General features: G+C 67.3%; 16 protein-coding genes. 7 read left to right on the top strand and 9 right to left on the bottom strand.

Features of this window, described 5'->3' with window-relative positions; all coding sequences use genetic code 11:
* Positions 1-54 precede the first annotated feature (54 nt).
* From FHS97_RS08670 to FHS97_RS08660, 3 genes are all read right to left on the bottom strand, one after another.
* Positions 55-570 carry an LbetaH domain-containing protein gene (locus FHS97_RS08670; protein ID WP_184035899.1) on the bottom strand — a complete coding sequence of 172 codons (516 nt, stop codon included), beginning with the start codon at positions 568-570 and terminating at the stop codon, positions 55-57.
* Positions 571-767: 197 nt separating this feature from the next.
* Positions 768-1,235 (bottom strand): glycine zipper 2TM domain-containing protein, encoded by a 468-nt coding sequence (locus tag FHS97_RS08665; RefSeq protein WP_184035897.1) that lies wholly within the window; start codon positions 1,233-1,235, stop codon positions 768-770.
* 283 nt (positions 1,236-1,518) lie between these two features.
* Positions 1,519-3,228 (bottom strand): alpha-L-fucosidase, encoded by a 1,710-nt coding sequence (locus tag FHS97_RS08660; protein WP_184035895.1) that lies wholly within the window; start codon positions 3,226-3,228, stop codon positions 1,519-1,521.
* 151 nt (positions 3,229-3,379) lie between these two features.
* On the opposite strand from FHS97_RS08660, the gene FHS97_RS08655 reads away from it, so the two are divergent.
* Positions 3,380-5,305 (top strand): CocE/NonD family hydrolase, encoded by a 1,926-nt coding sequence (locus FHS97_RS08655; protein WP_184035893.1) that lies wholly within the window; start codon positions 3,380-3,382, stop codon positions 5,303-5,305.
* Positions 5,306-5,342: 37 nt separating this feature from the next.
* On the opposite strand, the gene FHS97_RS08650 is transcribed toward FHS97_RS08655, so the two are convergent.
* Together FHS97_RS08650 and FHS97_RS08645 are read right to left on the bottom strand one after the other, a co-directional pair.
* Entirely contained in the window at positions 5,343-6,653 is a 1,311-nt protein-coding gene (locus FHS97_RS08650) for a sensor histidine kinase (protein ID WP_184035891.1), read from the bottom strand.
* Positions 6,650-7,327, bottom strand: coding sequence for a response regulator (locus FHS97_RS08645; protein ID WP_184035889.1), 678 nt, complete (start codon positions 7,325-7,327; stop codon positions 6,650-6,652). The genes FHS97_RS08650 and FHS97_RS08645 overlap by 4 nt, the downstream gene beginning before the upstream one ends.
* A gap of 85 nt (positions 7,328-7,412) precedes the next feature.
* Between FHS97_RS08645 and FHS97_RS08640 the strand changes: the two genes are divergently transcribed.
* The 4 genes from FHS97_RS08640 (at position 7,413) to FHS97_RS08625 (ending at position 15,985) form a co-directional block, all read left to right on the top strand.
* Positions 7,413-8,675, top strand: coding sequence for an efflux RND transporter periplasmic adaptor subunit (locus FHS97_RS08640; RefSeq protein ID WP_184035887.1), 1,263 nt, complete (start codon positions 7,413-7,415; stop codon positions 8,673-8,675).
* Positions 8,672-11,854 carry an efflux RND transporter permease subunit gene (locus FHS97_RS08635; RefSeq protein ID WP_184035885.1) on the top strand — a complete coding sequence of 1,061 codons (3,183 nt, stop codon included), beginning with the start codon at positions 8,672-8,674 and terminating at the stop codon, positions 11,852-11,854. Before FHS97_RS08640 ends, FHS97_RS08635 begins: the two co-directional genes overlap by 4 nt.
* Entirely contained in the window at positions 11,851-13,281 is a 1,431-nt protein-coding gene (locus FHS97_RS08630; protein ID WP_184035883.1) for an efflux transporter outer membrane subunit, read from the top strand. The genes FHS97_RS08635 and FHS97_RS08630 overlap by 4 nt, the downstream gene beginning before the upstream one ends.
* 214 nt (positions 13,282-13,495) lie before the next feature.
* The gene (locus FHS97_RS08625) at positions 13,496-15,985 is read left to right on the top strand and encodes a TonB-dependent receptor (RefSeq protein WP_184035880.1); all 2,490 of its coding nucleotides are present in this window, start codon (positions 13,496-13,498) and stop codon (positions 15,983-15,985) included.
* Positions 15,986-16,055: 70 nt separating this feature from the next.
* On the opposite strand, the gene FHS97_RS08620 is transcribed toward FHS97_RS08625, so the two are convergent.
* The 4 genes from FHS97_RS08620 to FHS97_RS08605 all read right to left on the bottom strand — a co-directional run bounded on the left by FHS97_RS08620 (position 16,056) and on the right by FHS97_RS08605 (position 22,537).
* Positions 16,056-17,180: an acyltransferase family protein gene (locus tag FHS97_RS08620; RefSeq protein ID WP_343053408.1), complete on the bottom strand. Its 1,125-nt coding sequence runs from the start codon at positions 17,178-17,180 to the stop codon at positions 16,056-16,058.
* Positions 17,177-19,441: an alpha-N-acetylglucosaminidase gene (locus FHS97_RS08615; RefSeq protein ID WP_343053407.1), complete on the bottom strand. Its 2,265-nt coding sequence runs from the start codon at positions 19,439-19,441 to the stop codon at positions 17,177-17,179. Before FHS97_RS08615 ends, FHS97_RS08620 begins: the two co-directional genes overlap by 4 nt.
* A 326-nt stretch (positions 19,442-19,767) precedes the next feature.
* Entirely contained in the window at positions 19,768-20,451 is a 684-nt protein-coding gene (locus tag FHS97_RS08610) for a hypothetical protein (RefSeq protein WP_184035874.1), read from the bottom strand.
* A complete protein-coding gene (locus FHS97_RS08605) occupies positions 20,435-22,537 on the bottom strand; it encodes an alkaline phosphatase family protein (RefSeq protein WP_246346560.1) in 2,103 nt (700 codons plus the stop codon). Before FHS97_RS08605 ends, FHS97_RS08610 begins: the two co-directional genes overlap by 17 nt.
* Positions 22,538-23,282: 745 nt before the next feature.
* Between FHS97_RS08605 and FHS97_RS08600 the strand changes: the two genes are divergently transcribed.
* Together FHS97_RS08600 and FHS97_RS08595 are read left to right on the top strand one after the other, a co-directional pair.
* On the top strand, positions 23,283-23,915 hold the full coding sequence (locus FHS97_RS08600) for a HEAT repeat domain-containing protein (protein ID WP_184035867.1): 633 nt from the start codon (positions 23,283-23,285) through the stop codon (positions 23,913-23,915).
* An 81-nt stretch (positions 23,916-23,996) separates the two neighbouring features.
* Positions 23,997-24,725, top strand: a complete 729-nt coding sequence (locus FHS97_RS08595; protein ID WP_343053406.1) for an SUMF1/EgtB/PvdO family nonheme iron enzyme — start codon at positions 23,997-23,999, stop codon at positions 24,723-24,725.
* Positions 24,726-24,808 lie beyond the last annotated feature (83 nt).

Below are 24,808 nucleotides of genomic sequence, written 5' to 3'. Positions count from 1 at the left end.
CCGCCGGAAGGGGCGAGCTGCGGCGTCGGTCGCCGCAACGATAAGCGGGACGCGCTAGGGCGCGGGCGAAATCCGCACCGGCCCCAGCGTCGCCATCCCGCCGGCCGGCACGATATGGCGCACGACGGCGTTCGCGCCAACGATCGCGTCGTCGCCGATATCGGCCTCGCCGACCACCACGGCGCCGGCGTAAAGCACCGCGCGGTCGCCGACCCTCGGATTGGCGGGCGCCTCGGCAGTGCGGCGGCCGAGCGTGACGTGCTGATAGACGGTCACGTCCCGGCCGAGCACCGTCCCGGCGCCGATCACGATCCCGACCGGGTGCGGCAGCCGCAATCCGGGGCCGATGATCGCGCGGCCGCTGAGATGGCAGGCGTAGCGCTTGACCGCGCGCCGGTCGGCCAGCACCGCAACGAGCGCGCCGATCGCCCCGCCGCGCACGCGACCCCAGCGCATCACCCGATAGAGCACCGCCACCGCGAATCCGGGGCAGGTGAACCAGCCGATGATCGCACCCTTGATGCCGACACGATTGCAGTTCGCGAACAGGTCCGCTCGCCAGTTCGTCACGCGTTCGTCCTCACGGCTGCCGGTGCGTGGCGGCGACCGGCTGGATGAAACGCCAGAACATGGTGCCGACCCCGCAACATTCCGAATGCCGCCTCGCATCAATCCGGGCGTGCGGCAAGCGTTAAGGTGCCATGCAACGGAAAGGGCCCCCTCCCGGTCGGGAGGGGGCCCATCGCCGCGACGCGACGGCGCGCGGCTCAGCGCTGGCAGTAGCGCGGGTTGTCCGAGCGCTCGACCGCATTGCCCGCCAGCGCGCCCGCACCCGCGCCGATCACCGTGCCGAGCGTGCGGTCGCCACGCCGGTCGATCGTGCGGCCGAGCAGCCCGCCCGCGATCGCGCCCAGCAGCGTGCCGGTCGTACCGTTCTGGCACCGGGCGGGGTACGAATAGCGGCGATCGTCGCGGTCGTTGCGGTAATAACCGCGATCGTCGCGGTCATAGCCGCCGCGGTCATATTCGGCATAGCGCGGGCCACGGTTCCAGCCGTCTTGATAGGCGTCGCGATAGGCGCGGTCATGGTTGCGATAGCCGTCGTCGTCATAGCCGCGATACTCGCGCTCGTAAAAGTCGCGCTCGACCCACCGCTGCGCCTGCGCCGCGACCGGGGTCAGCGCGGCCATCGCCAGCGCCACCGATCCGAAACCGACCGAGATCTTCTTCCACATGATCCAGCTCCCCTCACGCATCACCGACGCAGGCCCGAGCGGCTGCGACACTGACGGGGATAAACTCGCGCGATTGAGCGGAAACTGAATGCGTCCGTTATCCTGCGTTAAGGTCGATGTTCAAACCGCCACCTTGCTCTACCCGTCATCCCGGACGTGATCCGGGATCCCGCTTCTTCTTCGATCGCTCGAGAGGGGTGGGGCCCGGCGCAGGGGGTCATGGTCCGGCTCTGGATTGCTTCGCTACGCTCGCAATGACGGGGCAAGGTGACGTGGTCGGACCCTAAGCCACCGATCCTTCGGTCAGCCCCGACCCGCTGAGGATCAGCGCAATGCCGATGTCGTTGCGCAGCGCCGGCGGCAGCGTCACCTCCAGCGCGTCGCCGGTGCGCACGAAGCGCAGCGGCGCATCGCTGCCCGGCACCGTCACGCGCTGCACCGTCCCGCGCCCGACGCGATTGTCCGTCGCCAGCAGCGTCAGCCGCGCGACCCCATCCTCCGGCCAGCCGAGCACCAGCGCGTGCAGCCGCTCGCCCTTGGTCACGTAGCGGATGTCCTTGGCGCCATAGAGCGACTTCGGCCCCCCTTCCGAGAACAGCCCGCCCGCGGCGTTGCGCGGCCCCTCGCCATGCACGCGCCACGGGCGGGTCGCGTAGATCGCCTCGCCATAGCGCTGCATCCACGCCGCGATCCCCTCGACGATCCGCTCTTCCTTGTCGTCGATCGTCCCGTCGCCGCGCAGCGGCACGTTGACCATCAGGTTGCCGTTCTTCGACACCACGTCGCACAAGGTATGGATGACGGTCGCGGCGGACTTGTAGCGGTCCTCGTCATAGACCGCCTGATCGTAATGCCATTCGCCGATGCAGGTGTCGGTCTGCCACGGGAAGCGCTCGATATAGGTCTTGCCGCCGCGCTCGACGTCGTCGACGACGCCCATCCGGCGCTGCGGCGGGATGTTCTTGCCCGTCACCACTGCCTGCACCTGCCCACGGTTCCACGCCATGCTGCGGTTGTAGAAATAGGCGGTGATATCGAGCCCGGCCTGTTCGAGCGGCAGGTCGAAATTGTCGAAGTAAACCAGATCGGGGCGATAGCGGTCGATCAGCTCCTGACAGCGCAGATACCAGTTGCGCACGAACGCCTGATTGGCGGGCGTGCCCTCGTTCCACAGCCGGTCGTGCGCCTCGTGCCACGCATTGGCCTCCAGCAGCGTCTCGATCCCGTCGGGCATGATGTCGTCGCGCCCGGTATAGAGCTGTTGCGGGTCGAGCCCCTCCCACCATTTGCCCTTGCCGTCGGCGGCGGTCAGCCGGAACGCGTCATAACGCTGCCCGCGCCGCGGTCCCTCGGCGTCATAGCCGTACGCGGCCTGATTCCAGTGCCAGGCGTGTGCGGAATGGTTCGACACGCCGAAGCGCAGCCCGCGCTCGCGCGCCAGTTTCTCCCATGTCCCGACAATGTCGCGCTTCGGCCCGACGCGCGTGCTGTTCCACGCGTGATGCGTCGAGGCATAGCAATCGAGATTGTCGTGGTGATTGGCCAGCGCCATGAAATAGCGCGCACCGGCCTTCTGGTAGAGGTCGATCAGCCGCACCGGGTCCCATTTCTCGGCCTTCCAGCGGTTCTGGATTTCCAAGAAGCCGGTGTCGGCGGGGTGGCCGTAATGCTGCAGGTGATGCGCATATTGCGACGACCCCTGCAGGTACATGTTGCGCGCATACCAGTCGCCCGCGGCGGGGACGCATTGCGCGGTCCAGTGCGCCCAGATCCCGAACTTGGCGTCGCGGAACCAGTCCGGGACGCTGTAGCCGTTGGTCAGCGAGCGCCAGTCGCCGGTGAAGGCGCGCGGGGCGGGGACGCGCACCGCGCGCGCGCCGCCGGGCCGCGTGCCATAGGCGCAGGTGCCCGGCGTCGCCGCGCCCGCGGGGAGCGCCGCTACTGCCGCTGCGGTTGCGCCCGCGCCCAGCGTCTGCCTGCGTGTCACCTTCATGGCTGCTCCTCTCCGGGTCGTTCTTCGATTTGAGAACTGGTTTTCATCATCATGCCCGGCGATCCGGCGCAACGCCACCCCCTTTCGATGCGCTTGCGGCGGCGGGCGTCCTGCCGCACAGATCGCGACAACAATCCTGCCGGAGTTTTCCATGCGCCGTTCCGTGCTGTCGCTGCCGCTCATCGCTTTGGCCACCGTCGCGGCGCAGGCGCCCCAGACCGGGACAAAGACACAGCCGCCCGCAGGCGGCGACATCCCCGCGAACTTCCGCCTGCCCACGGTCGCGCGCGACTATATCAAGCAGGAGGTGATGATCCCGATGCGCGACGGGGTGAAGCTCCACACCGTCATCGTCATTCCGAAGGATGCCACGAACGCGCCGATCGTGCTGACGCGCACGCCGTACAACGCCTCGGCGCGCGCTAATCGCAGCGACAGCGCGTCGATGCTGAATGCCTTGCCGCTCGCCGACGAGATCTTCGTCAAGGGCGGTTATATCCGCGTCTATCAGGACGTCCGCGGCAAATACGGGTCGGAGGGCGATTACGTCGTGACGCGCCCGGTGATCGGCCCGCTCAACCCGACCAAAGTGGATCACGTCACCGACGCCTATGACACGATCGACTGGCTGGTGAACAAGGCCAATTTGCCGCAGTCGAACGGCCGCGTCGGGATGATCGGTTCGTCTTACGAGGGCTTCACCGTCGTCATGGCGTTGCTCGCTCCGCACCCGGCGCTGAAGGTCGCCGCGCCCGAAAGCCCGATGATCGACGGCTGGATGGGTGACGACTGGTTCCATTACGGCGCGTTCCGGCTCGCCAATATCGCCTGGCTGGGCGGGCAGACCGGCTACAAGAGCGGCGGCCCGCTGCCACCGACCGGCGGCTATGACGATTACGACAATTTCCGCGACAAGTCGGCGGGCGACTGGGCGAAGAAGTCCGGCTACGATCAATTGCCCTATTGGACGCGCATGTCGCAGCACCCCGCCTATGACGCCTTCTGGCAGGGGCAGGCGCTCGACATATTGCTCGCCGCCAACCCGTCGAACGTCCCGACGCTCTGGGAACAGGGGCTGTGGGATCAGGAGGATATGTACGGCGCGATCACCGCCTGGGAGGCGCTGAAGGCCAAGGGTAAATTGGGCAACAACTTCCTCGTGATGGGGCCGTGGCGGCACAGCCAGGTCAACCGCGAGGGGCGCAGCCTCGGCCCGTTCCAGTGGAACGGCGACACCGCCGCGCAATTCCGCGAGCAGATGGTGCGCCCGCTGTTCGATCAATATCTCAAGGACGGCGCGCCCGCGAACCTGCCGACCGCCGCGATCTACAACACGGGCGAGAATCACTGGGACCGGTTCGCCACCTGGCCGCTGGCGTGCGAACAGGGCTGCGCCGCGCCGCTGACCCCGATGTATCTGCAAGCAGACGGCGGGCTGGCGCTCGCGAAGGGCGCGGCCGGCGGCGACGCTTATGTGTCCGAGCCCGCCAAGCCGGTCCCGCATCTGCCGCGTCCGGTCAATTTCAACGACGGCCGCTGGGGCGACTGGCTGGTCAGCGACCAGCGCCCCGCCGACGGCCGCACCGATGTGATGACCTATATGACGCCGGTGCTGACGCAGCCGCTGCGCGTCTCGGGCGCGCCGATCGCCGACCTTTATGCGAAGACGACCGGCACGGACGGCGATTTCGTGGTCAAGATCATCGACGTGCTGCCGCCGAACGTCGCCGATCCGAAGATGGGCGGCTATCAGCTGCCGATCAGCCTCGACATCTTCCGCGGCCGCTACCGCGACAGTTTCGCCAAGCCCAGCGCGATCCCGGCGGGCAAGGTCCAGCGCTATCGCTTCCGGCTGCCGACCGTGAACCACGTCTTCCAGCCGGGGCACCGCGTGATGGTGCAGGTCCAGTCGAGCCTGTTCCCGCTCTACGACCGCAACCCGCAGACCTATGTGAAGAACATCTTCTTCGCGCAGCCCGGTGACTACAAGAAGGCGACGGTGACGATCGAACGCGGCGGCGCGAGCCCGAGCGCGGTGCTGCTCCCGATCGTCCCCGTCACGCAGCCGTCGAACTAAAGGCCGACGCCCCGGACCTGATCCGGGGCCCCGCTTCTTACTTCTGCTCCGCCAGCTCGAGACACGCCCGCAACCCGCGCCCGTCCTCGCCCGGCGCGAGCGTCAACGCGCCCCCATGCGCCGCGGCGATCCGCGCGACGATCGACAGCCCCAGCCCCGAGCCACCGCTGCGCGCCTCGCCCTTCCAGAACCGCTCGCGCATCTTCACCAGCCGCTCGGGCGCGATCGCCGCGCCGTCATCGCCCACGCACAGCCGCGCGCCCGGCCCCGCGACGACCGTAATCCGCGCTCCCGCCGGCGTGTGCCGCACCGCATTGTCGATGAGGTTCTCCAGCGCCAGCGTGATCGCCGCCCGCTGACCGGGGATCGTCACCGCCCCGTCGACCTGCAACGCGATCGTCCGTCCCGAGGCGAGCACCGCCGGCGCACGCTCCGCCACCACCTCTTCGGCGAGCGCGCCGAGATCGACCGCCGCGCCGTCGTCCTGCACCGGCCGCTCCAGATCGGCGAGGCTCAGCAATTGCGCGATCACCCGCGCCGCGCGGTCGACCTGCTGCAACAACGCCGCGCGCGCCGCCGCGTCCGTCACCGCATCGGCGCGCAGCCTGATCGTCGCCAGCGGCGTGCGCAGCTCGTGCGCGACATCCGCCGCGAACGCCGCCTGCGCCGCGAACGCCTGCTCCAGCCGGTCGAGCGCTTCATTGGTCGCCGCCGCCAGCGGCTCGATCTCGACGGGCAGCGTCCCCTGCGGCAGACGGCGGTCGAGCGCGCGCGGCCCGATCGCGGCGGCGGTCTGTGCCGCGCGCCGCATCCGCGCGCGGATACCGCGCGTCAGCCACGCCGCGGCCAGCGGCCCCAGCATCACGAACGGCAGCAGCAACAGCACGAACCGCTTGAGGAAAGTGGTCACGATATCGTCGGTCACCACTTCGGGCGCGGTGCTGTCCTGCGACACCACGATCCACCGCCCGGCGTCCATCGGCCGGCTGAGCACCGCGACCCGCCCAAGCCGCACCAGTTCCGGCCGACTCACCAGCGGCACCGCCCCCGGCACCGTCGCCCCGCGCGCGGCGAGAACATGCCGCCCGCCATCCACGATCGCCAGCGCCAGCCCGCCCGCGAGCAGGTCGACGCTCGCCAGCGCCCGCCGCGCATCGCCGCGATCGGCGCTCAGCCGGTCGGCGACGCGCTGCGCCTGCTGGTGGAGCACCTCATGCTGGTAATGCCGCGCGACGCGGTGGAGCAGCGCCCCCACCGCCACCGGCAAGGTCCCCGCGGCGGCCAAGGCGATCGCGATGTGGAGCAGCGCAAGCTGCCCGAACAGCGACCGCGGCCACCACCGCCTCATGCCGCGCTGCGCAGCAGATAGCCGACCCCGCGCACCGTCTCGATCCGCGCGCCGGTCCCCGCCTCGTCGAGCCGCTTGCGCAAGCGGTGGACATAGACCTCGACCGCGTTCCTCGAGCCCTGATCGCTCCCCGCGCCGAACAATTGGTCCTCGACCACGCGCTTGGGCACGACGTTCCCCGCGCGCCGCAGCAGCAGCTCCAGCAACTCGGTCTCGCGCGTCGACAGCGTCAGCACCTCATCCCCGACCCGCACCATCCGCGTCTCGACATCGAAGGTCAGCCGCGCGCACGTCAGCGACACGCCCAGATAGCCGCCCTGCCGCCGCAGCACCGCGAGCAGCCGCGCATGCAGTTCGTCGGCGTCGAACGGCTTGACGATATAATCGTCCGCGCCGTCGTGCAGCCCGCGCACCCGTGCCTCGACGCTGCCGCGCGCGGTCAGCACCAGCACCGGCCGCGTCTCGCCCGCCGCGCGCCGCCGCCGCAGCCACGCCAGCCCGTCGCCGTCGGGCAGCCCGAGGTCGAGCAGCAGCGCGGCATGATCGACCGCCGCCATATACGCCTCCGCCTCGTCCAGCGACGCGGCATGGTCGAGCGTCAGCCCGCGTTGCAGCAGCGCCGCGGCCAGCGCGTCTGCCAACGCCCGATCATCCTCGATCAATAATATGCGCAAGAAGCCCCCGCAGCGCAGCAACAGTAAGAAACATGTAAGTCGGCATCGCTACGGGCCTTACGGTTCACCGTACGCAGAGTCGATCATGCACGCAGCCGACGAATCCGTTCCGCTTCCCTCCGCGAACCGTCTGTCGCGCCCGGCGCAGTGGCGCTGGCTGGCGATCATCGCCGCCGCGTTGGTCGGAATCGTGCTGCTCGTCACGCTGATCGGAAAATGGACCCACAAGGAGGAGGCGCCGCCCGCGCCGCCGCCGCCCGGCACCTTCCGCCCGACGCCCACCCAGCTCGCCGGGCTACAGACGATGCGCGTCGGCGAGGGCGGTTCGGCCGAGCAATTGCTGGCCAGCGGCGCGATCACCGTCGACGGCGACCGCAGCACGCCGGTGCTGATGCCCTATGCGGGCCAGGTCGTGAAGGTGCTGGTCGAGGCGGGCGAGCGCGTCGTGCAGGGGCAGCCGCTGATGCTGGTGCGCACCGGCGACTTCGTCGAGGCGCGCAGCGGGCTGTTCGCCGCCCGCGCCGCCTATCAGAATGCGCAGGCGCAGCTCGTCGCGGCGCAGCGTGCGGCCGACCGGCAGAAGCAGATCTACGAAACCGCCGGCGGCGCGCTGAAGGATTATCAACAGGCGCAGGTCGATCTCGCCGCCGCGCAGGCGAGCGCGCGCACTGCCGCCGCCTCGCTGGGTGCGGCGCGCGACAAGCTCGCCGTGCTCGGCAAGTCGCCCGCCGAAATCCGCCGGCTGGAGAATGTCAGCGAGGTGGCGGGCATCCATGACGTTACCACGCTCCACGCGCCGATCAGCGGGCTGATCGCATCGCGCGACGTGGCCGCCGGACAATATGTCGGGCAGGGCGGCGACAAGCCGGTGATGACGATCACCGATCCGTCGCGCGTCTGGCTCGTCGCGCAGGTCGCCGAGGGCGATGCGGAATCGATCCACGTCGGCGATGCCGCCACCGTCACCACCCCCGCGCTGCCCGGCCGCACGTTCAGCGCGCGGATCGATCTGGTCGGCGCGGCGCTCGATCCGGTCACCCACCGCCTGCCGGTGCGCGCCGCGATCGCCAATCCCGGCGGCGCGCTCAAGCCGCAGATGTTCGCCAGCTTCGCGATCCGCCGCGCCAGCGCCAGCGCCGAGATGCGCGTCCCCGCCGCGGCGGTGATCCACGAGGGCGAGCAGGCGCGCGTCTGGGTCGTCCAGCCGCACGGCGTGCTCGCCTCGCGCGACGTCGTCACCGGCGACAGCCAGGACGGGCAGGTCGCGATCGTCAAGGGGCTCGCCCCCGGCGAGCGGATCGTCACCGCCGGCGCGCTGTTCGTCAACGAAGCAGGGCTCGGCGCGTGAACCGCATCGTAGGCTTTGCGCTGCGGCAGCGGCTGCTGATCGTCGGCGTCTTCGTCACCATGCTGGTGGCGGGCGTCATCGGCTTCCTGAATCTTAATATCGAGGCCTATCCCGACCCGGTTCCGCCGATGGTGGAGGTCATCACCCAGACGCAGGGCCTGTCCGCCGAGGAGATGGAGCGCAACGTCACGATCCCGATCGAGGTGCAGATGGCGGGCATCCCGCATCTGACCGCGATCCGCGCGATCAGCCTGTTCGGCCTGTCCGACATCAAGATCCAGTTCAGCTACGATTACACCAACGAACAGGCGCGGCAGCAGGTCATCAATCGCCTGTCGCAGCTCCCGCCGCTGACCGGCGGGGCGCAGCCGACGCTGTCGCCGACCAGCCCGGTCGGCGAGATCTATCGCTATCGGATCGCCGCGCCCAAGGGCTATTCGGTCATGGACCTCAAGACGTTGCAGGATTGGGTGCTGCAACGCCGCTTCAAGCGCATCCCCGGCGTGATCGACGTCACCGGCTGGGGCGGCAAGCTGCGCGCCTATGACGTGGTGATCGACAATGACCGCCTCTCCGCGCACGGCGTCACCGTCAACCAGGTGTTGCAGGCGATCGCGAAGAGCGACGGCAACGTCGGCGGGCAGACGATCAACTTCGGCGCACAGGCCGCGATCGTCCGCGGCGTCGGGCTGATCCAGTCGCCATCGGGGATCGAGAACGTGCTGGTCGGCACCGCCGGCGGGCAGCCGGTGCTGGTGAAGGACGTGGCGAAGGTCACGATCGGCAACACGCCGCGGCTCGGCATCGCCGGCTACAACGATCAGGACGACATCGTGCAGGGCATCGTGCTGATGCAGCGCGGCGCGCAGTCGATGCCGACGATCGAACGCGTCCAGAAGGAAGTCGCCGAGATCAACGATTCGGGTGTCCTTCCCCCCGGCGTCCGGCTTGAGCGGATCTACGACCGCTCGGATCTCATCAAGCTGACGATCCACACCGTGCTCGAAAACATGGTGGTCGGCATCCTGCTGATCTTCGCGCTGCAATGGCTGTTCCTCGGCAATCTGCGCAGCGCGATCATCGTCGCGGCGACGATCCCGTTCGCGCTCGCCTTCGCGATCCTGATCCTCGTGTTGCAGGGCGAGAGTGCGAACCTGTTGTCGGTCGGCGCGCTCGATTTCGGGCTGGTGGTCGACGCCTGCGTCATCATGGTCGAGAATATCTTCCGCCACATGGTCGAACGATCGGCGCACGTAGAGGGCGGCAAGGGCCATTATTCGCTCGCCAGCCGCTTCTCGGCGGTGCTCGGCGCGTCTAGCGAGGTCAGCCGCGGCATCTTCTTCGCCGCCGCGATCATCATCGCCAGCTTCCTGCCGCTGTTCACGCTGACCGGGGTCGAGGGGCACATCTTCGGCCCGATGGCCAAGACCTATGCCTATGCGATCACCGGCGGGCTGCTCGCGACCTTCACGGTCGCGCCGGTGCTGGCGACCCTGCTGCTCCCCGACAAATTGTCGGAGGTCGAGACGTTCATCGTCGGCAAGCTGCGTCGCGTCTACGAACCCGCCGCCGCCTTTGCGCTCGGCAATCGCGTCCTCGCGCTCGGCGGTGGCGTGCTGTTGCTGCTCGTCGCGATGGTCGGCGTCCGCTCGCTGGGCATCGAGTTCCTCCCGCATCTGGAGGAAGGGAATATGTACATCCGCGCCACGCTGCCGGCGTCGATCAGCCTTGAGGCGGGCGAGCCGACCGTCAACGGCATCCGCCGGATCATCGCGCAATATCCCGAGGCGACCGCGGTGCTGTCCGCGCATGGTCGCCCCGACGACGGCACCGATGCGACCGGCTTCTTCAACGCCGAATTCTTCGTGCCGCTCAAGCCCGCCGACGAATGGCCGTCGGGCATGACCAAGGAGAAATTGATCGACGAACTGTCGAAGAAGCTCAGCGCCAAATATCCCGGCGTCGATTTCTCCTTCTCGCAGATCATCGAGGATAACGTCGAGGAAGCCGCCTCGGGGGTGAAGGGCGCGAACTCGATCAAGCTGTTCGGCCCCGATCTGCCGACGCTCGAAAAATACGCCAACCAGATCAAGGACCAGATGGGCAAGGTGCGCGGGATCGAGGATCTCGGCGTCTTCCAGTCGCTCGGGCAGCCGACCGTCCGCATCGACGTCGACCGCGCGCGGGCGGCGCGCTACGGGCTGACTCCCGACGACGTGAACGGCGTCGTCGCGGCGGCGATCGGCGGCAGCAGCTCGGCCGATCTGTACGAGGCCGGCACCGACCGCCACTTCCCGATCGTCGTCCGGCTCAAGCCCGAACAACGCGATTCGCTGGAGGCGCTGCGCCGGATCACGATCGGCGCGCCCGCGCTCGACGGCAGCGCGCAGACGATCCAGGTCCCGCTGTCGGAGGTGGCGAACGTCCGGCTGACCTCCGGCGCGTCGTTCATCTATCGCGAGCATCAGGAACGCTACATCCCGATCAAATTCTCGGTGCGCGGCCGCGATCTTGGCGGCGCGGTCGATGAGGCGCGCGCGCGGATCCAGCGGGAGGTGCATCTGCCCGCCGGCTATCATCTCGAATGGGCGGGCGAGCTCGACAATCTCAACAACGCGATCGCGCGGCTGGAGATCGTCGTGCCGATCAGCCTGCTGCTGATGCTACTGCTGCTCTACGCCAATTTCGGCTCGATCCGCGACAGCCTGCTCGCCTTCGCCGCGATCCCGCTCGCGGTGGTCGGTGGGGTGCTGGCGCTGGCGCTGACCGGCACCGCGTTCAGCATCTCGGCGGCGATCGGCTTCGTCGCGCTGTTCGGGATCGCGGTGATGGACGGCATCCTCGTCGTCACCACCTTCAACAATGCGATTGATGAAGGCGTCGACCGCGCGGGGGCGATCGCGACGACGGTCCGCCACTCGTTGCGCCCGGTGGTGATGACCTGCCTGGTCGCGGCGATCGGTCTGCTCCCGGCGGCGATGTCGCACGGGATCGGCAGCCAGGTGCAAAAGCCGCTGGCGCTGGTCGTGGTCGGCGGGATGACGCTCGCGCCGGTGCTGATCCTGCTGATCCTGCCGGTGCTGATCGACCGCTTCTCGAAACGCGTCGCCCCCGCCGACCGCGGCGCGCATGGCCGCGACGTCGGCCACCATGGCGACGGATCGGAGGTGATCGCATGACCCGCACGCTCGCTCTGCTGCTCGGCTGCACCGCGATGGCGGCGTGCACGGTCGGTCCCCGTGATCTGGACCCGCATATCGCGCTCCCGGCGGCGACCGTACCCGCGCCGATCACCCCGGAAAGCGCACCGGGGCAGGTATTTTCGCCCGCAACCGCGTCCCCGGCGGCATGGTGGACGGCATTTGCCAGTCCGCAACTCGACAGTCTGGTCACCGAAGCGCTCCGCCACAACAACGACATCGCCACCGCCGACGCCTCCTTGCGGCAGGCCGCGGAGCAGGCGCGCGCGGCGGGCGGGGCGTTGCTGCCGCAGGCCGACGCCAGCTATCAGGTGGAAAGGGCACGGGTTTCTGACTCGATCTCGCCGGTGATCGCGAATCAGAACCAGCAGCTCTATACGCTCCACACCGCGCAGGTGAGCGTCAGCTACACGCTCGACGCCTTCGGCGGCACCCGCAGCCGCATCCGCTCCGCCCGCGCCCAGGCCGCCGTCCAGCGCAGCCGATTGGACGCGGCAAGAACCAGCGTTGTCAGTAACTTGGTGCAGGCGGTAATCCAGCGCGCGGCGCTCGCCGACCAGCTGGAGGCGGCGCGCACCGCGGTGACCGTCAACCGCGACATCCTCGATCGCCTGCAACTCCGCCAGCGCCTCGGCGCGGTCGGGGCTGCAGATGTGGTCACGCAACAAACCGCGCTTGCCGCCGCCGAGGGCGCGCTCCCCGCGCTGGTCCGGCAGGAGGCGCATCAACGCGTTGTGATCGCGGCATTGCTGGGCCGTGCGGCCGGCGAGGCCTTGCCCGACCTGCCGACACTCGCGCAATTGTCGCTGCCCACGCAATTGCCCGCGGTGCTCCCGTCCGACCTCGTCGCGCAGCGTCCCGACGTGCAGGCGGCGCGTGCGCAGCTTGAGGGCGCGGGCGCGGATGTCCAGACGGCGATCGCCGCGCGGCTCCCCTCGATCACGCTCAGCGCCAATGCCGGCGGTTCGGCGCAGCGCTTCGGAGACATGTTCAAAGACGGCAACCCCTTCTGGACGCTGCTCGGCGGCATCACCCAGCCGCTGTTCCACGCCGGGCAATTGCGCCATCAGCAACGCGCCGCCGAAGCCGCGCTGGACGCCGCCAAAGCGGGATATCGCAGTGCCGTGCTGACCGCGTTCGGCGATGTGTCCGACGCGCTCACCGGGCTGTCCACCGATGGCGTCGCGCTCGACGCCGCAACCCGCGCCGCGGATGCGTCGAACCAGGCGCTGACCTTTGCGCGGCGACGGCTGGCGCTGGGCGATATCGACACGCTGGCGTTGCTCAACGCCAGCGCCGCCGACGCGCAGGCGCGCGCGCAGCTGGTGCAGGCGCGCGCGGCACGTTTGACCGATACGGTCGCGCTGTTCGCGGCCGTGGGTGGGCGGGTCGCTGCGCCGAAATAGCCGTAGCTTCAATAGGACAGGGGAAATAAATCGCGGTCCATCATAAGGTCGCGGGTTGCATCGCCGTGTCATCGGCGACGTCACGCAAAGACGTTAAGATGAAACGAACGTGAAGTTTCTTCAGAGGAAACTGTCATCGTTGCGTCACAAGCTTGCAGTCGAATCAAACTAGACGCGCCTCGTCAGGCCAGCCGGCCGAAAGGGGATCGTCAACATGTCGTATACTTCGCGGGCGCGTCTGCGTCTGCTCACCGGGATCGCCGCACTGGCGCTGCCGTTCGCCGCACAGGCCGAAACGCCTGCTGCCACCACCACCGCCGATCCTGCGACCAGCGCGCCAGATGCCCCGGAGGCGCAGGGGCTGACCGAGGTGGTCGTCACCGCGACGCGGCGTGAAACCAATTTGCAGAAGACGCCGATCGCCATCTCGGTGATCGACCCGGTCATCATCAAGGACCGCCACGTCCAGAGCCTGCTCGATCTCGGCGATGGCGCGATCCCGTCGCTGCGCGTCGCGACCTTCGAGGCGCGCCAGTCGGCGCTGACGATCGGCATCCGCGGCATCGTGCCGTTCGACCAGAACCAGACCGCGCGCGATGGCGGCGTCGGCGTCTATGTCGATGGCGTGTATCTCGGCCGCTCTCAGGGGTTGAACGCGGCGCTGTTCGACGTGGCGCGGATCGAGGTGCTGCGCGGCCCGCAGGGCACGCTGTTCGGCCGCAACACCGAAGGCGGCGCGCTGTCGATCGTCACTGCGGCGCCGACCGGTAAATTCGGCGGCACGCTGACCGCGGGCTACGGCAATTACGGCGCCTACAACGGGCAGTTCCACGTCAACCTGCCCGAGTTCGCCAATATCTCGCTCAAATTCGACGGGGTGAGCCAGCATCAGGACGCGACCGTCCGTAACCCGCTGCCCGGCAGCTATGGCTGGAACTATTACAACCGGGTCGGTGGTCGGGCGACGGCGCTCTGGAAGCCCGCGCCGGGGCTGTCGGTGACCCTCGCCTACGATCAGGCGAAGGACGAAAATACGCCGTTTTATAGCCAGTTGGTCAACTACAACCCCAACCGTTACAATGTCGGCGCCTATAACAGTGCTAATGTGCTGACCTTCAATGGCGCAGCCTGCAACGTAAAGGCGTCGAAGGACAACACCACCGTCACGACCAATCCCTGCATCGCGCCGCTGTCGCCGCTGGTGAAGGTCGCGGGCGGCCGCCGCATGACCGCGGCGGAGATCGGCGTGCCGCAGCAACTCAGCGTCGACCAGACCCACGGCCTGTTCTCGACGGTGAAGTGGGAAGTCGCTCCGTCGCTCGAGCTGCGCTCGATCACCGCATGGCGTGGGGTCAGCACCGATCAGTGGGACAATTCGGGTGGTCCGCATCGCACCGTGTTCCAGCCGAACGGGAAGTTCAGCCGCTACAGCCTGTCCTGGATGAACCAGCACCAGTTCAGCCAGGAATTCCAGGCGGTCGGCAGCGTTCCGCAACTCGATTATACCGCCGGCCTCTATTACTTCGCCGAGAAGGCGGAGGAAACGGCCGCGACGCCGACCAGCAACCAGTGGAATGCGAATGGCACCGGCTATACCGTGCTCAGCCCGATCGTCACGGGCACGGTCAGCAGCGGTAACCAGGGCTGGGCGGTCGGCTCGCGCTTTCTGCAACGCGGCAGCCGTGCCACCGCGCACAGCTATGCCGCCTTTGCGCAGGCGACCTTCACCCCGGAGGCCGTCGACGCGTTTCACCTGACGGTCGGCGGCCGCTACACCAAGGATAAGCGTAACGGCACGCTGTTCCTCGTGCAGGGCAAGGCAACGAACTTCCCGTTCACCTTCGACAAGGGCCGTTTCGACCCGATGGTCACGGCGGCGTTCGACGCCACCGACACCATCCACCTCTTTGCCAAATACGCCACCGGCTATCGTGCCGGGGGCGCCAACTCCCGGTCACAGACCTTCGCCCCCTTCGGTTCGGAAGTGGTGAAATCCTATGAGGTCGGATCGAAGATGGATCTGTTCGACCGGCATGTCCGGCTGAACCTCGCCGGCTACATCATGGATCGCACCGGCACGCAGATCGACTTCGACAATGTCGATACCAACCCCAACAGCCCTACCTATGGCAATCACACCGAGGAAACGCGCAATGCGCCGGGCAAATCGAAGATCCGGGGTCTCGAGGCCGATCTGACCGTCAATCCGGTCGAGGGCCTGACGCTTACCGGTTCCTATGCCTATACCTATACCGACGTGCCGGCGACGCCGAACCCGTTCAAGAACAATGCGTTGACCAAGGTGTTCGTGGTCTTCACGCCCCGCAACGCCGCGTCGGCCTCGCTCGACTATGAACTGCCGGTCGCGATCGGCGAGGCGAAGGCGCGCTTCCACCTTGACGGCAATTACTCGGATGCGATGTACAGCTTCCAGAACGAGCCGGTGAAGACCGACAGCAGCTTCATCGTCAACGGCCGGCTGGCGCTGGCCGATCTGCCGCTCAACGACGGCGGAGCGAAGGTGACGCTCTCGCTCTGGGTACGCAACCTGTTCGACGAGGCGCACATCTATCGTCGCTCGGCGGCGAATTCGTCGCCGTCCGTGAACAACGATGGTTCGCTCAACTACGGCGGCGTGCTTGGCGACTACGCCAACTTCAACCCGCCGCGCACGATCGGGCTTGAAGGTGCGATCAAGTTCTGACGCACTGCGTAGCGTTCACGCGACGCCCGTCCCGGTTTCGACCGGGGCGGGCGTCGTCCGTTTCGACCCCTTACACCTTCAGGATGATGCCCCGGCGGTCGAGCGCACGGCCGAACCAGCAGCACAGCAACGTATAGGCGAGCGCACACAGCAACGATCCGATTGAGCCGGGCGCGAGTGCCTGAAACCATGTCTCGCCGATCCAGCGATACAGGCCGACGCCGGGCCGGATGCGGATCAACTCCATCGTTACAACGAGGAGTTCCGAAAACAGATAGATCGCGAGCGGATTGCGCCCGAGCATCTGCAGGAAAGCGCGCCCGACACGTACACCCTTCACCTCGACGGCCCCGATCACCGCGCCGAGCAGGATCATGTCGAGCCCGACCGTCAGCAGCACGAACGACCCGGTCCACAATTTCTTCGCGACCGGCAGCACGGGTGCGAGCAGCAGCGCGGCGATGACCAGGCCCGCGCCGATCAGCGCCATCCGTTTGACGGTCGCCGCGTGCTTTCCCCAGCGCTGGATCGCAACGCCCGCGAGATAGCCGGCAATGACGTTGACGGTCGCTGGCAGCGTGCCGAGCAGGCCTTCGGGATCGAAGCCTTGGTCCTTGCGATACAGATGGTCGGGGCCGATCAGCCACAAGTCGAGCAGCGTCCCGGAATTGCGATACCGCCCGAACGCCTCGCCGGGCGGGCTCATCCCGACGAGGATCGCCCAATGCGCAGAGAGCAGCGCGATCGCGGCCGCCAAGAGCCAGCGCGGCGACAGATAGCGCGCGAGCAGCCCGGCAAGAAGGTAACAAAGCGCGATCCGTTGCAACACCCCGGTGACGCGCGTCTCGGCGAGCGGCTTGATCGCCCAGCTGCCATCCGCGGCGCGCGCGACGAACGGATACCAATACATCAGAAATCCGAGCAGGAAGATCAGCAGCGCGCGCTTGAAAATCCGGCGCAGGAACGTGCGCTCCGCCATCGGCCGGGTCAGCGCAAAGCTCATCGCATTGCCGACCGCGAACAGGAACGACGGGTACACGAGATCGGCGAGGGTGAAGCCGATCCACGGCGCATGGACGAGTTGCGTAAACGGCTGCCCCGCACCCGCGGTGTTGACGACGATCATCAGGAAGATCGTCGCTCCCCGGAACATGTCGAGCGAGGCGAAGCGCTCGGCCCGCGCAACGACGGTCACGGCTGCGCGACCTGCGCCATCACCGCGCGCGCGGCACCGACTGCGTCGGCGGGCGCGGCGGCGCGATAGCTGCGGCCGTCGGCGACCCAGTGCATCTCCCACGCGTGCAGTCGCTTGAGGAACGCCGCATCATCGACCGGTCGCCCGGCACGCGCCGCCGCGCGCGCTTCGGAGAGATACATCGTCCAGCGCGGCAGGTAATAATCCGCATAGAGCCCCGCCCATGCCTTTGACGCATAATCACCGAGATGCCCGGCGCCGCCCCAGACCGTCACCTGCGCCTTGGCATCCTCCTCAAAGCGGCGGCGCTCCGTCGGGGTGTCGCCGTACGCGCGCGCGTCGGCGATCCAGCTCGCGAGCGTCTCCTGCTGCCCGCCGATCAGCTGATCGATCGCCCGCGCCAGTGATGTGATGCGCGCGGCCGCGCGGTCGCCGGCGGCAACGTCGCCGCGCTGATAGGCCGCGACCGCTGCCTTGAGGTGATCGTCGAGCGCCAGGCTTGCCTCGTGCCGGACAAGGTCGACCAGATCGTAGCGGAACAGGGTGCTGTCGCGATGGCGGTCGGCCAGCCCGAGCAACGCTTCGATCCCGGCGCGGGCCTTGACGCGGTCGCCGGGGCTGGCCGGATAGGTGGGCGCATCCGCCGACGGGCGCTTGAAGAACAGATAGGCGCCCGCGCGCTGGTTCCACCAGCGCGATGTCCAGTAGCGCACGTCATAGACACCGGCGACCACGTCCCGCCAGGCTGCGACCAGCGCCTCGTCGCTCTGCCCGTAGCGCGCGTGGGCGTAGCGATCGAGCCACGGACCGAGCGCCATGTCGCCGCCCGGCCAGGCGGCGTCGAACGCATAATCATAAGCGAGGCTGTTGTTGTGCAATCCTTCCGGGAACATTCCGAACCCGCGTACCCGCCCGCGCGCCGGATCGGCGAGCAGCGCGGCGATGTCGCGGCGGTAGAAATCGGGCGCGCCATAGATCGGGTTGCTGCCCCCGTAATTGTGGACGTAGCCGTAGATCCAGTCCTTGCCGTCGAAGCCGTTGGTTTGCTTCCAGATGCCCGGATAGCGATCGTTGCCGATGTCGAGGATCAGCATCCGCTGGTCGGGGACATCGCGCAGAAAGGCGGCGATGGCGTCACGCGTCCAGAATTCCTTGTCGGCGCCAAACAGCCAGCCTTGCATCACCCAGGTGGCACCCGGTTGCGCGTCGGCGATCGAGGCGTAGAGCCGCTTGCCGTAAGCGGCGAGCCGCGCGTCCCGAACCGTCGGCGGCAGCGCGGCGGCGCGCGTGGCGGCGGTGTTGGCGGTGCTGTCGCCGTAGCTGGCATGCGCGGTGTCGCTGCCGTCGTCGGCGATCGGGGGCACCATCTCGTTGAACGCGTCGGCGAGATAATAACGGCCGGGGCCATATTCGGCGGTGTAGAGCTTCAGGAAGCGCGCGGCCAGTTTCGCAAAGAGCGGGTCGGATGGGTCGAGCCAGTAAGTGCCCGGAAAACCCTCCCATTCGCGCATCCGGTAGATGCGGGCCTCGGGATGCGCCTTTGCGAACGCCTCGGGCACATAACCCGCGAAGGCGGGCAGGATCGGGGTCATGCCCAGCGCGCGCACCCGCGCAAGAATCTGCTTTTGCAGGACGCGCTTCTTCTCGATCCAGTTGGACGACAATGGCGCGCGATAGCCCGCCATATTGCCCATCCGCTCCCACGGCAAAAACGGTGCGCCTGCAAATAATTGCCCGAGCTGCGCCTCATGCAGCCCCTGTTCGCGCCACAAAGCGCGCCAGATGAATTCCTGACCCTCCATCGCGAGCGGCATGTCGACACCGTGCACCGCCATCAGGTCGATTTCGCGCTCCCAACGCGCCCAGTTCCACCACGGGGTCGTGTAACCGTAGGTGCAGGTATTCAGATAGGCGCGGAAACCGAATGGTGAGGTCACCCATCCGCTGTCCTGCGTGGTTAGCCCGGTGAGCGTACCGACGCGGTTGCCTTCCCATGAAGCGTGAAACCGGCCCTGTTTGCCGAGCGCTGCGGTGACGCCGCGGACCGCCGCAACCGGCGAAGAAGCGGTGACGGTGACGCGATCGCGCGCCGTTTGCACCCTGTAGCGCGCATCCGTCGCGGAAATGAGCGTCACCGTCACGTTCGGTGACGCGACTCCGAGCCGTGCGAGCGCGGCGTGCGCATCGGCGGCGGTCTGCGACGCGGCCGGGGTCGCAAGCAGCAGTCCGGCGAGCAATGCGGTGGCATGCCGCCTCGTCACAGCACATCCCACGCGGCATCGTCGATCGAGCTGGCCATCTCACTTCCTCCCTTTCGGATGCGCCACCACCCGGTCCGACACGATCCTTGTCGGGCGTCGCGGTCTCGGCACGAATTGGTCTTCCCCGAAGAGCAATTTGTAATGTTCTGGTATTATTGCTCGCACGCGCCTCTGCGCGGTGTCAATCGGCCATCACGGCAAAAGCGCGGGGCGGGGAGGTGCGCGTGTCCGGACTTGGTCCGGGCTCTTGCGCGCGCGGGACGGACGGAAAGAAAATGTCACCCGGGAGAAGCCCGGGTGGCAAAAGCATCAGGGCATCGGCCGGCTCAATCGCCCGCGATGTCGCGAGCCGCGTTGGTGACGATATAGCCCTGCGCATCGGGCCGGAACAGCGACGCCGACGGAGCGTCATCGTCGAGCGCCGTGACCCGCCAGATCTCCCTGCCGGCGCCATCCAGCATCAGCATCGGAAAAGCCTGTTCGCGGCTCCAGCAGATCCGCGTCCGTCGACCGTCGCTGTCGAGCGCGAACCAGCGGCACGGCGCGAGCGGGGTCGTCGCGCCACCGCCGTTCGCCAGTGCGGTCAGCCGATAGCGCCCGGCCGGCCGGCGCATCCCGAACGCCAGATCGTCCCAGTCGGTGAAATGACCGACCTGATACAGGCTGGTCCGGTCGACGATCGTGTGCAGGTGGCGGCGACGGTCGAGGAGGTCCAGCCGGAACTCGGGGCGGCGCGGGTTGCGCCGCGTAGCGATCGTGACCAGCCGGCCATCGGTGTCGCGCCGCAGCCGCACCGCGCCGTCGCGCCACAGCTCGATCCGGTGGACACCGTCGCGCGCCCGGTACGTGACCCGTGCGTGGAAATGCGCAGGGGCCGCATTCGTCGTGAACGCCTGATCGAAGCGCGGCGCCGCCACGGCACCCGCGGCGGTGCCGGCGGTGGTGGGCAGTGCCGCCACCACCACCGCCGACGCGAGGACGACCGTGCCCCGCTTAGCGGCGGATCGCACGGGCATAGTCGAAATAGTGATACGTCTTGCCGTCGACCGTCACGTCCTTGACCGCGAGCTGGATCGTGTAGGTGCCGGCGGTCCGCGTGGCATCCTTCGTCGCGCCGGTCGGATCGGTCGGCGTTTCGAACGCCAAGCCGGTGGCGTTGACCGCTGGGCTGATGACGCGTGGCGTCACCGCGGCGGCCGTGGTGCTGCGCGGGCTGACCAGCGCCTCGTTCAGCACGCGGCCGTCGGCTTGCGGCATCGACAGGCCGAGCAGCCACGCGATCGTCGGCGCGACGTCGACATTGCCGCTCGGCCCGCTGACCACGAGATTCTTGCGGAAGCTGGGCCCGGCGGCGATCAGCGTGTTGTGGACGTCGGTGATGCCGAAGCTGCCGTGCATTCCCCGCTGCCCACCGGCGCTCTCGAATTCGATGCCTGGCTTGCCTTGCACGATGGTGTTCTCGTCCCAGTTGAACGAGACGACGATATCGGGCTGCCCCTTGCCGCTGCGGGCGCTGTTTTCGAGGTTGATGTCCTTCATCGCGAAGGTGCCGGGAATGCTGTCATAGCGGCTGTCGACGAAGATCGCGCCATATTCCTCGCGGCGCTGCAGGATCGCGACGATCTTCTGCACCAGCGCCTTATCGTGGTTGGGCACGTAGATGTAGTCCGATCCGCCGTTTGCCGCCACGACGACGCCGTCGGCCGGCAGCGTGCCGGGCGCTGGCACCTTGAAGCTGGCGACCGGCTTCGCGAGGGTCGCGCTGATCGCCTGATAACGGGTGTCGATCGTGCCGCACAGCGCGCCGGTCGCGTCGCTGCGCACCGGCACCGTCGGCGTGCCGTCGGCGCGGAGGCCGTACATCGCGCTGGTCGTGCAGCCGCTGCCGTCGAAGGCCGCGATCCCGCGATAGGTCAGCAGGTCGGCGGTGCGCACGTCGCCCGAGAAGGAGAAGCCGCTGTTGCTGATCCCGCTCAGCGTCGCCGCCGCGCCGTTGCCGGCCGGATTGATCGCACGCAGCGGATAGAGGCTGGTGGGTCCGGAAACGGTGGAATGGCCATGGTCGGAGACGATCACGACGTTGGTCGTCTGGTCGAGCCCCTGCGCCTTGAGCGCTGCGAGCAACTCGCCCAATCGCGCATCCTGCGACTTCAGCCCTGCCTTCACATTTGCGGTGCCGGGACCATAGCCGTGCTCGACATTGTCGGGCGTGCGGAACCAAATCAGCGAGAGCATCGGGTTCTTCTTGGGCAGGATATAGCTGGTGAAGACCGACATCATATATTTGTTGGCGGCGTCTTCGGGCGCGCCGCTCGCATCCGAGGAGTCGCGCGCGGTGACGGTCAACGCGCCGTCGGGGTCGAAGGCGGTGGTGTTGAACGTCGCATAGCCGGCGCGTCCGGTCGGGTTGCCGTTGGCGGCGGCGAGCGTTACGTCGCCATAGGTCTTGATCGTGTTGGTCGGCACCGCGAACTTGGCGGCCTGCAATTCGGTGACGAGGCTGCGCGGGCGTATCGTGTTCTCGTCGACGAACAGGCTGTTCTGGCCCAGATCCTGAATATAGGCCGCGCCGGACTTGCCGATCGTGGCGGTAGTGATCCCCGCCGCCTGCGCGGTCGCGAACAGGCTCTTCACCAGCAGCAGCTGGTTGCCGTAATAGCCGTTGAGGGTATCGAGGATCGCGTAATCCTCGGTAAAGACCGGCGCGACATAATCCGCCTTGCCCGACGCGCTGTTGCCCGCGGGGATCGTGTTGCCGCTACCCTGCGGCGGGGTCCAGAAGGTGTTGCCGTAGAAGCCGGTCGTCGCCGGAAACGACCCGGTCGCGAAGCTGGCGCCGTTCATCATCGTGAACGTCGGATAGGTGGAGTGGTTGTCGGTAAACTGCACCCCGTCCTGTTGCAGCTTGTACAGGTTCGGCGTGTCGGTGGCGTTCACGTCGTCGGGACGCAGGCCGTCCCAGACGAACACGATCGTCCGCGTGGCGGCGAGCGGGGTGGGCGAGGGGCTGGGCGTCGGCGATGGCGCGGCGGCGACCTGCGCCTTGCCGTAATCGCCGTGACAGGCGGACAGCGTTGCCGCGATGGACAGCATCATCGTCGTCGCCAACAAACCCGCGCGTTTCATCGCTCGTGCCCCCGTGAGAATCAATAAACGGCGCGCTAGGTGTTGTTGATGACAATGGTGTGAAGGTGTGGGGAGCTGAAAAGGCTGTGCATGAAGTTAAGATGAAAAGGCTTTGTTGCATTTGTCATGTCATTAACCTCTCCGGGTCAGGTCCATATAGTCGCGGCGATGGCGCGGGACGGTGCGTGGAGAACTTCAACGAAGCAGGATTGCGGTAGGTGGAGGTGCCGAGGTGCTTCGGGCCGCCGCCGGGGCCAAGGCGGAGGCCGTCGCGATCCGCAGTGATTCGGCTCGCCCTGTCAGCGGGGGCAGCCGAGACCGGCGCTAACCGCTGATCAGGCGAATAAGGAGCAACGTCGATGGGGACGTGGAGCGGGTGAAGGGCATCATTCACAATCACTTCCGGGCTGGCCATGCGTATGAGCATTCGATACGCAGTGGAGTTGCTTTAAAAGGAATTTTTCGCGCCTAGAGAGTTTGCTCCTGAGCGCATTGAGATGGCGGACTTAGGGGTTTGTTGATTGATGAGCCAAGTGTCCCATGTACGGAATCCGCTGACGGTCATCGCTATGTTCGCGGGCTTGTTAGAAGTAAGTGGTACGGTTGTTCTTTCGCTGCTTGAAAAGGAAGTGCAGGAAACATTTGTATGGTTCCTGATGTTGCTTCCGAGCTTACTTGTCATCTACTTTCTTTGAGACTCTAAAACTGCGCCATCATGTATTATATGCGCCCTCTGATTTTCAGGGCGAAAAGATCTGACAACGGCTTCATCCCGGAAGGATCGGTGATCGAGGGCTATGACGAAAGCCGGCGACAGGGGGCCTACCCGCTCGGTCGCGTCATGGCCTTGGCGTCGATCGCGGCACGCGGCGATCGCGCCAACGCGTCCTACCTGCTTGAGCAATTGGTCGATGGCAACGAGGTGCTGCGCTATTGGGCGGCGACCGGCCTGCTGATCCTGGGCGAGGGTGCGCGGGGCGGCCTGGCGTCGTTGCAGGCGTCGATGCACGACGACCCCTCCCCACAGGTGCGCGTGGTCGCCTCCGAGGCCGTTGCGAACCTGACCGATGGCGTGGAGGCGGTAACGCTGTTGGTCGACCTGCTCGAACGCCACCCGCATCCACGTGTCCGGTTGCAAGCGCTGAACGCGCTGACCTTCATCGGCAACAAGGCGCAACCCGCGCGTGCCGCGATCGGCCGCGCTGCGCGCAGCGACGACGAGTATTTGATCGATGCCGGGCGCTATCTGGAACTGGTGCTCGACGGCACCTATAAGCCGTCAACCCCAACCATCGATCTGAACGCGGTTACTCGCAATGCCAATCGTGCCGCACCATCCCCGCATTGACGCCGAGATCGGAACCATGCGCACCATTCCCGCGCATGCGTTCGAGATGGGGTGCGACGACTTTACCCCGAGGAACGGCCCGTGCGACCGGCGGCGGTCACGTCGTTCCGGATCGATGCAACGCCGGTCACCAACGATATGTTCGCTCGGTTCGTGGCGATAACCGGCCATGTCACCGACGCCGAGCGAGAGACGGACGGGCGCGCTGGATCGCTGCTGTTCGCCTTCCATGACGACGGGCCAGCGGACTGGCGGTTCGTTGATGGCGTCTCCTGGCGCCGGCCGCATGGACCTACCAGCAGCCTGGACAGCCTGGAACTCCATCCAGTCGTTCACGTGTCTCACCGCGATGCAGAAGCCTATGCGGATTGGGCGGGCAAGAGGTTGCCGAACGAAGCGGAGTGGGAAGCTGCGGCGCGAGGCGGCCTGCAAAGCTGTGCCTATGCCGGGGGCGAGACGCTGCTGCTTGACGAAGCCGTTCCCGCCCGCATCTGGGAAGGCGACTTCCCCGTGTCTCGATCGCAAGGGCGCAAATTGCCGTTCACCGCTGAGGCTGCCGGCCACGACCCGAATGGCTTTGGCCTGTTCGACATGATCGGCAATGTCTGGGAGTGGACGGCGGACGAGGCGAGCGGCTTCGGTGCCGTGCGGGCCTGCTGCGGCGGGAACCGCAAGGACGATCCTGTTGGACGGATCATCAAGGGTGGATCGCACCTGTGCGCGCCGAATTGGTGCCAGCGCTACCGCCCAGCAGCGCGCCAGGTGGCGCTCCCGCCCACCTCTCACATCGGGTTCCGCTGCGTAGACTGACGAAGTTGTTCCGCTCCACAGCATCACTGGGGCCCGTCGAATTGGAAGGCCGATTTCCCGATTGGAAACGGCTCGCGTGACGG

It is taken from the genome of Sphingomonas endophytica (assembly GCF_014199415.1).
Taxonomy (GTDB): Bacteria; Pseudomonadota; Alphaproteobacteria; order Sphingomonadales; family Sphingomonadaceae; genus Sphingomonas; species Sphingomonas endophytica.
Note: the sequence above shows the minus strand (reverse complement) of the source record. Positions and strands in the feature narration are given on the sequence as shown.

What these genes read in the sequence shown, in the direction of transcription:
- FHS97_RS08665 (WP_184035897.1), bottom strand. Translation starts at nt 1,235, where the DNA reads ATGTGGAAGAAGATCTCGGTCGGTTTCGGATCGGTGGCGCTGGCGATG.
- FHS97_RS08660 (WP_184035895.1), bottom strand. Translation starts at nt 3,228, where the DNA reads ATGAAGGTGACACGCAGGCAGACGCTGGGCGCGGGCGCAACCGCAGCG.
- FHS97_RS08655 (WP_184035893.1), top strand. Translation starts at nt 3,380, where the DNA reads ATGCGCCGTTCCGTGCTGTCGCTGCCGCTCATCGCTTTGGCCACCGTC.
- FHS97_RS08650 (WP_184035891.1), bottom strand. Translation starts at nt 6,653, where the DNA reads ATGAGGCGGTGGTGGCCGCGGTCGCTGTTCGGGCAGCTTGCGCTGCTC.
- FHS97_RS08640 (WP_184035887.1), top strand. Translation starts at nt 7,413, where the DNA reads ATGCACGCAGCCGACGAATCCGTTCCGCTTCCCTCCGCGAACCGTCTG.
- FHS97_RS08630 (WP_184035883.1), top strand. Translation starts at nt 11,851, where the DNA reads ATGACCCGCACGCTCGCTCTGCTGCTCGGCTGCACCGCGATGGCGGCG.
- FHS97_RS08625 (WP_184035880.1), top strand. Translation starts at nt 13,496, where the DNA reads ATGTCGTATACTTCGCGGGCGCGTCTGCGTCTGCTCACCGGGATCGCC.
- FHS97_RS08605 (WP_246346560.1), bottom strand. Translation starts at nt 22,537, where the DNA reads ATGATGCTGTCCATCGCGGCAACGCTGTCCGCCTGTCACGGCGATTAC.
- FHS97_RS08600 (WP_184035867.1), top strand. Translation starts at nt 23,283, where the DNA reads ATGTATTATATGCGCCCTCTGATTTTCAGGGCGAAAAGATCTGACAAC.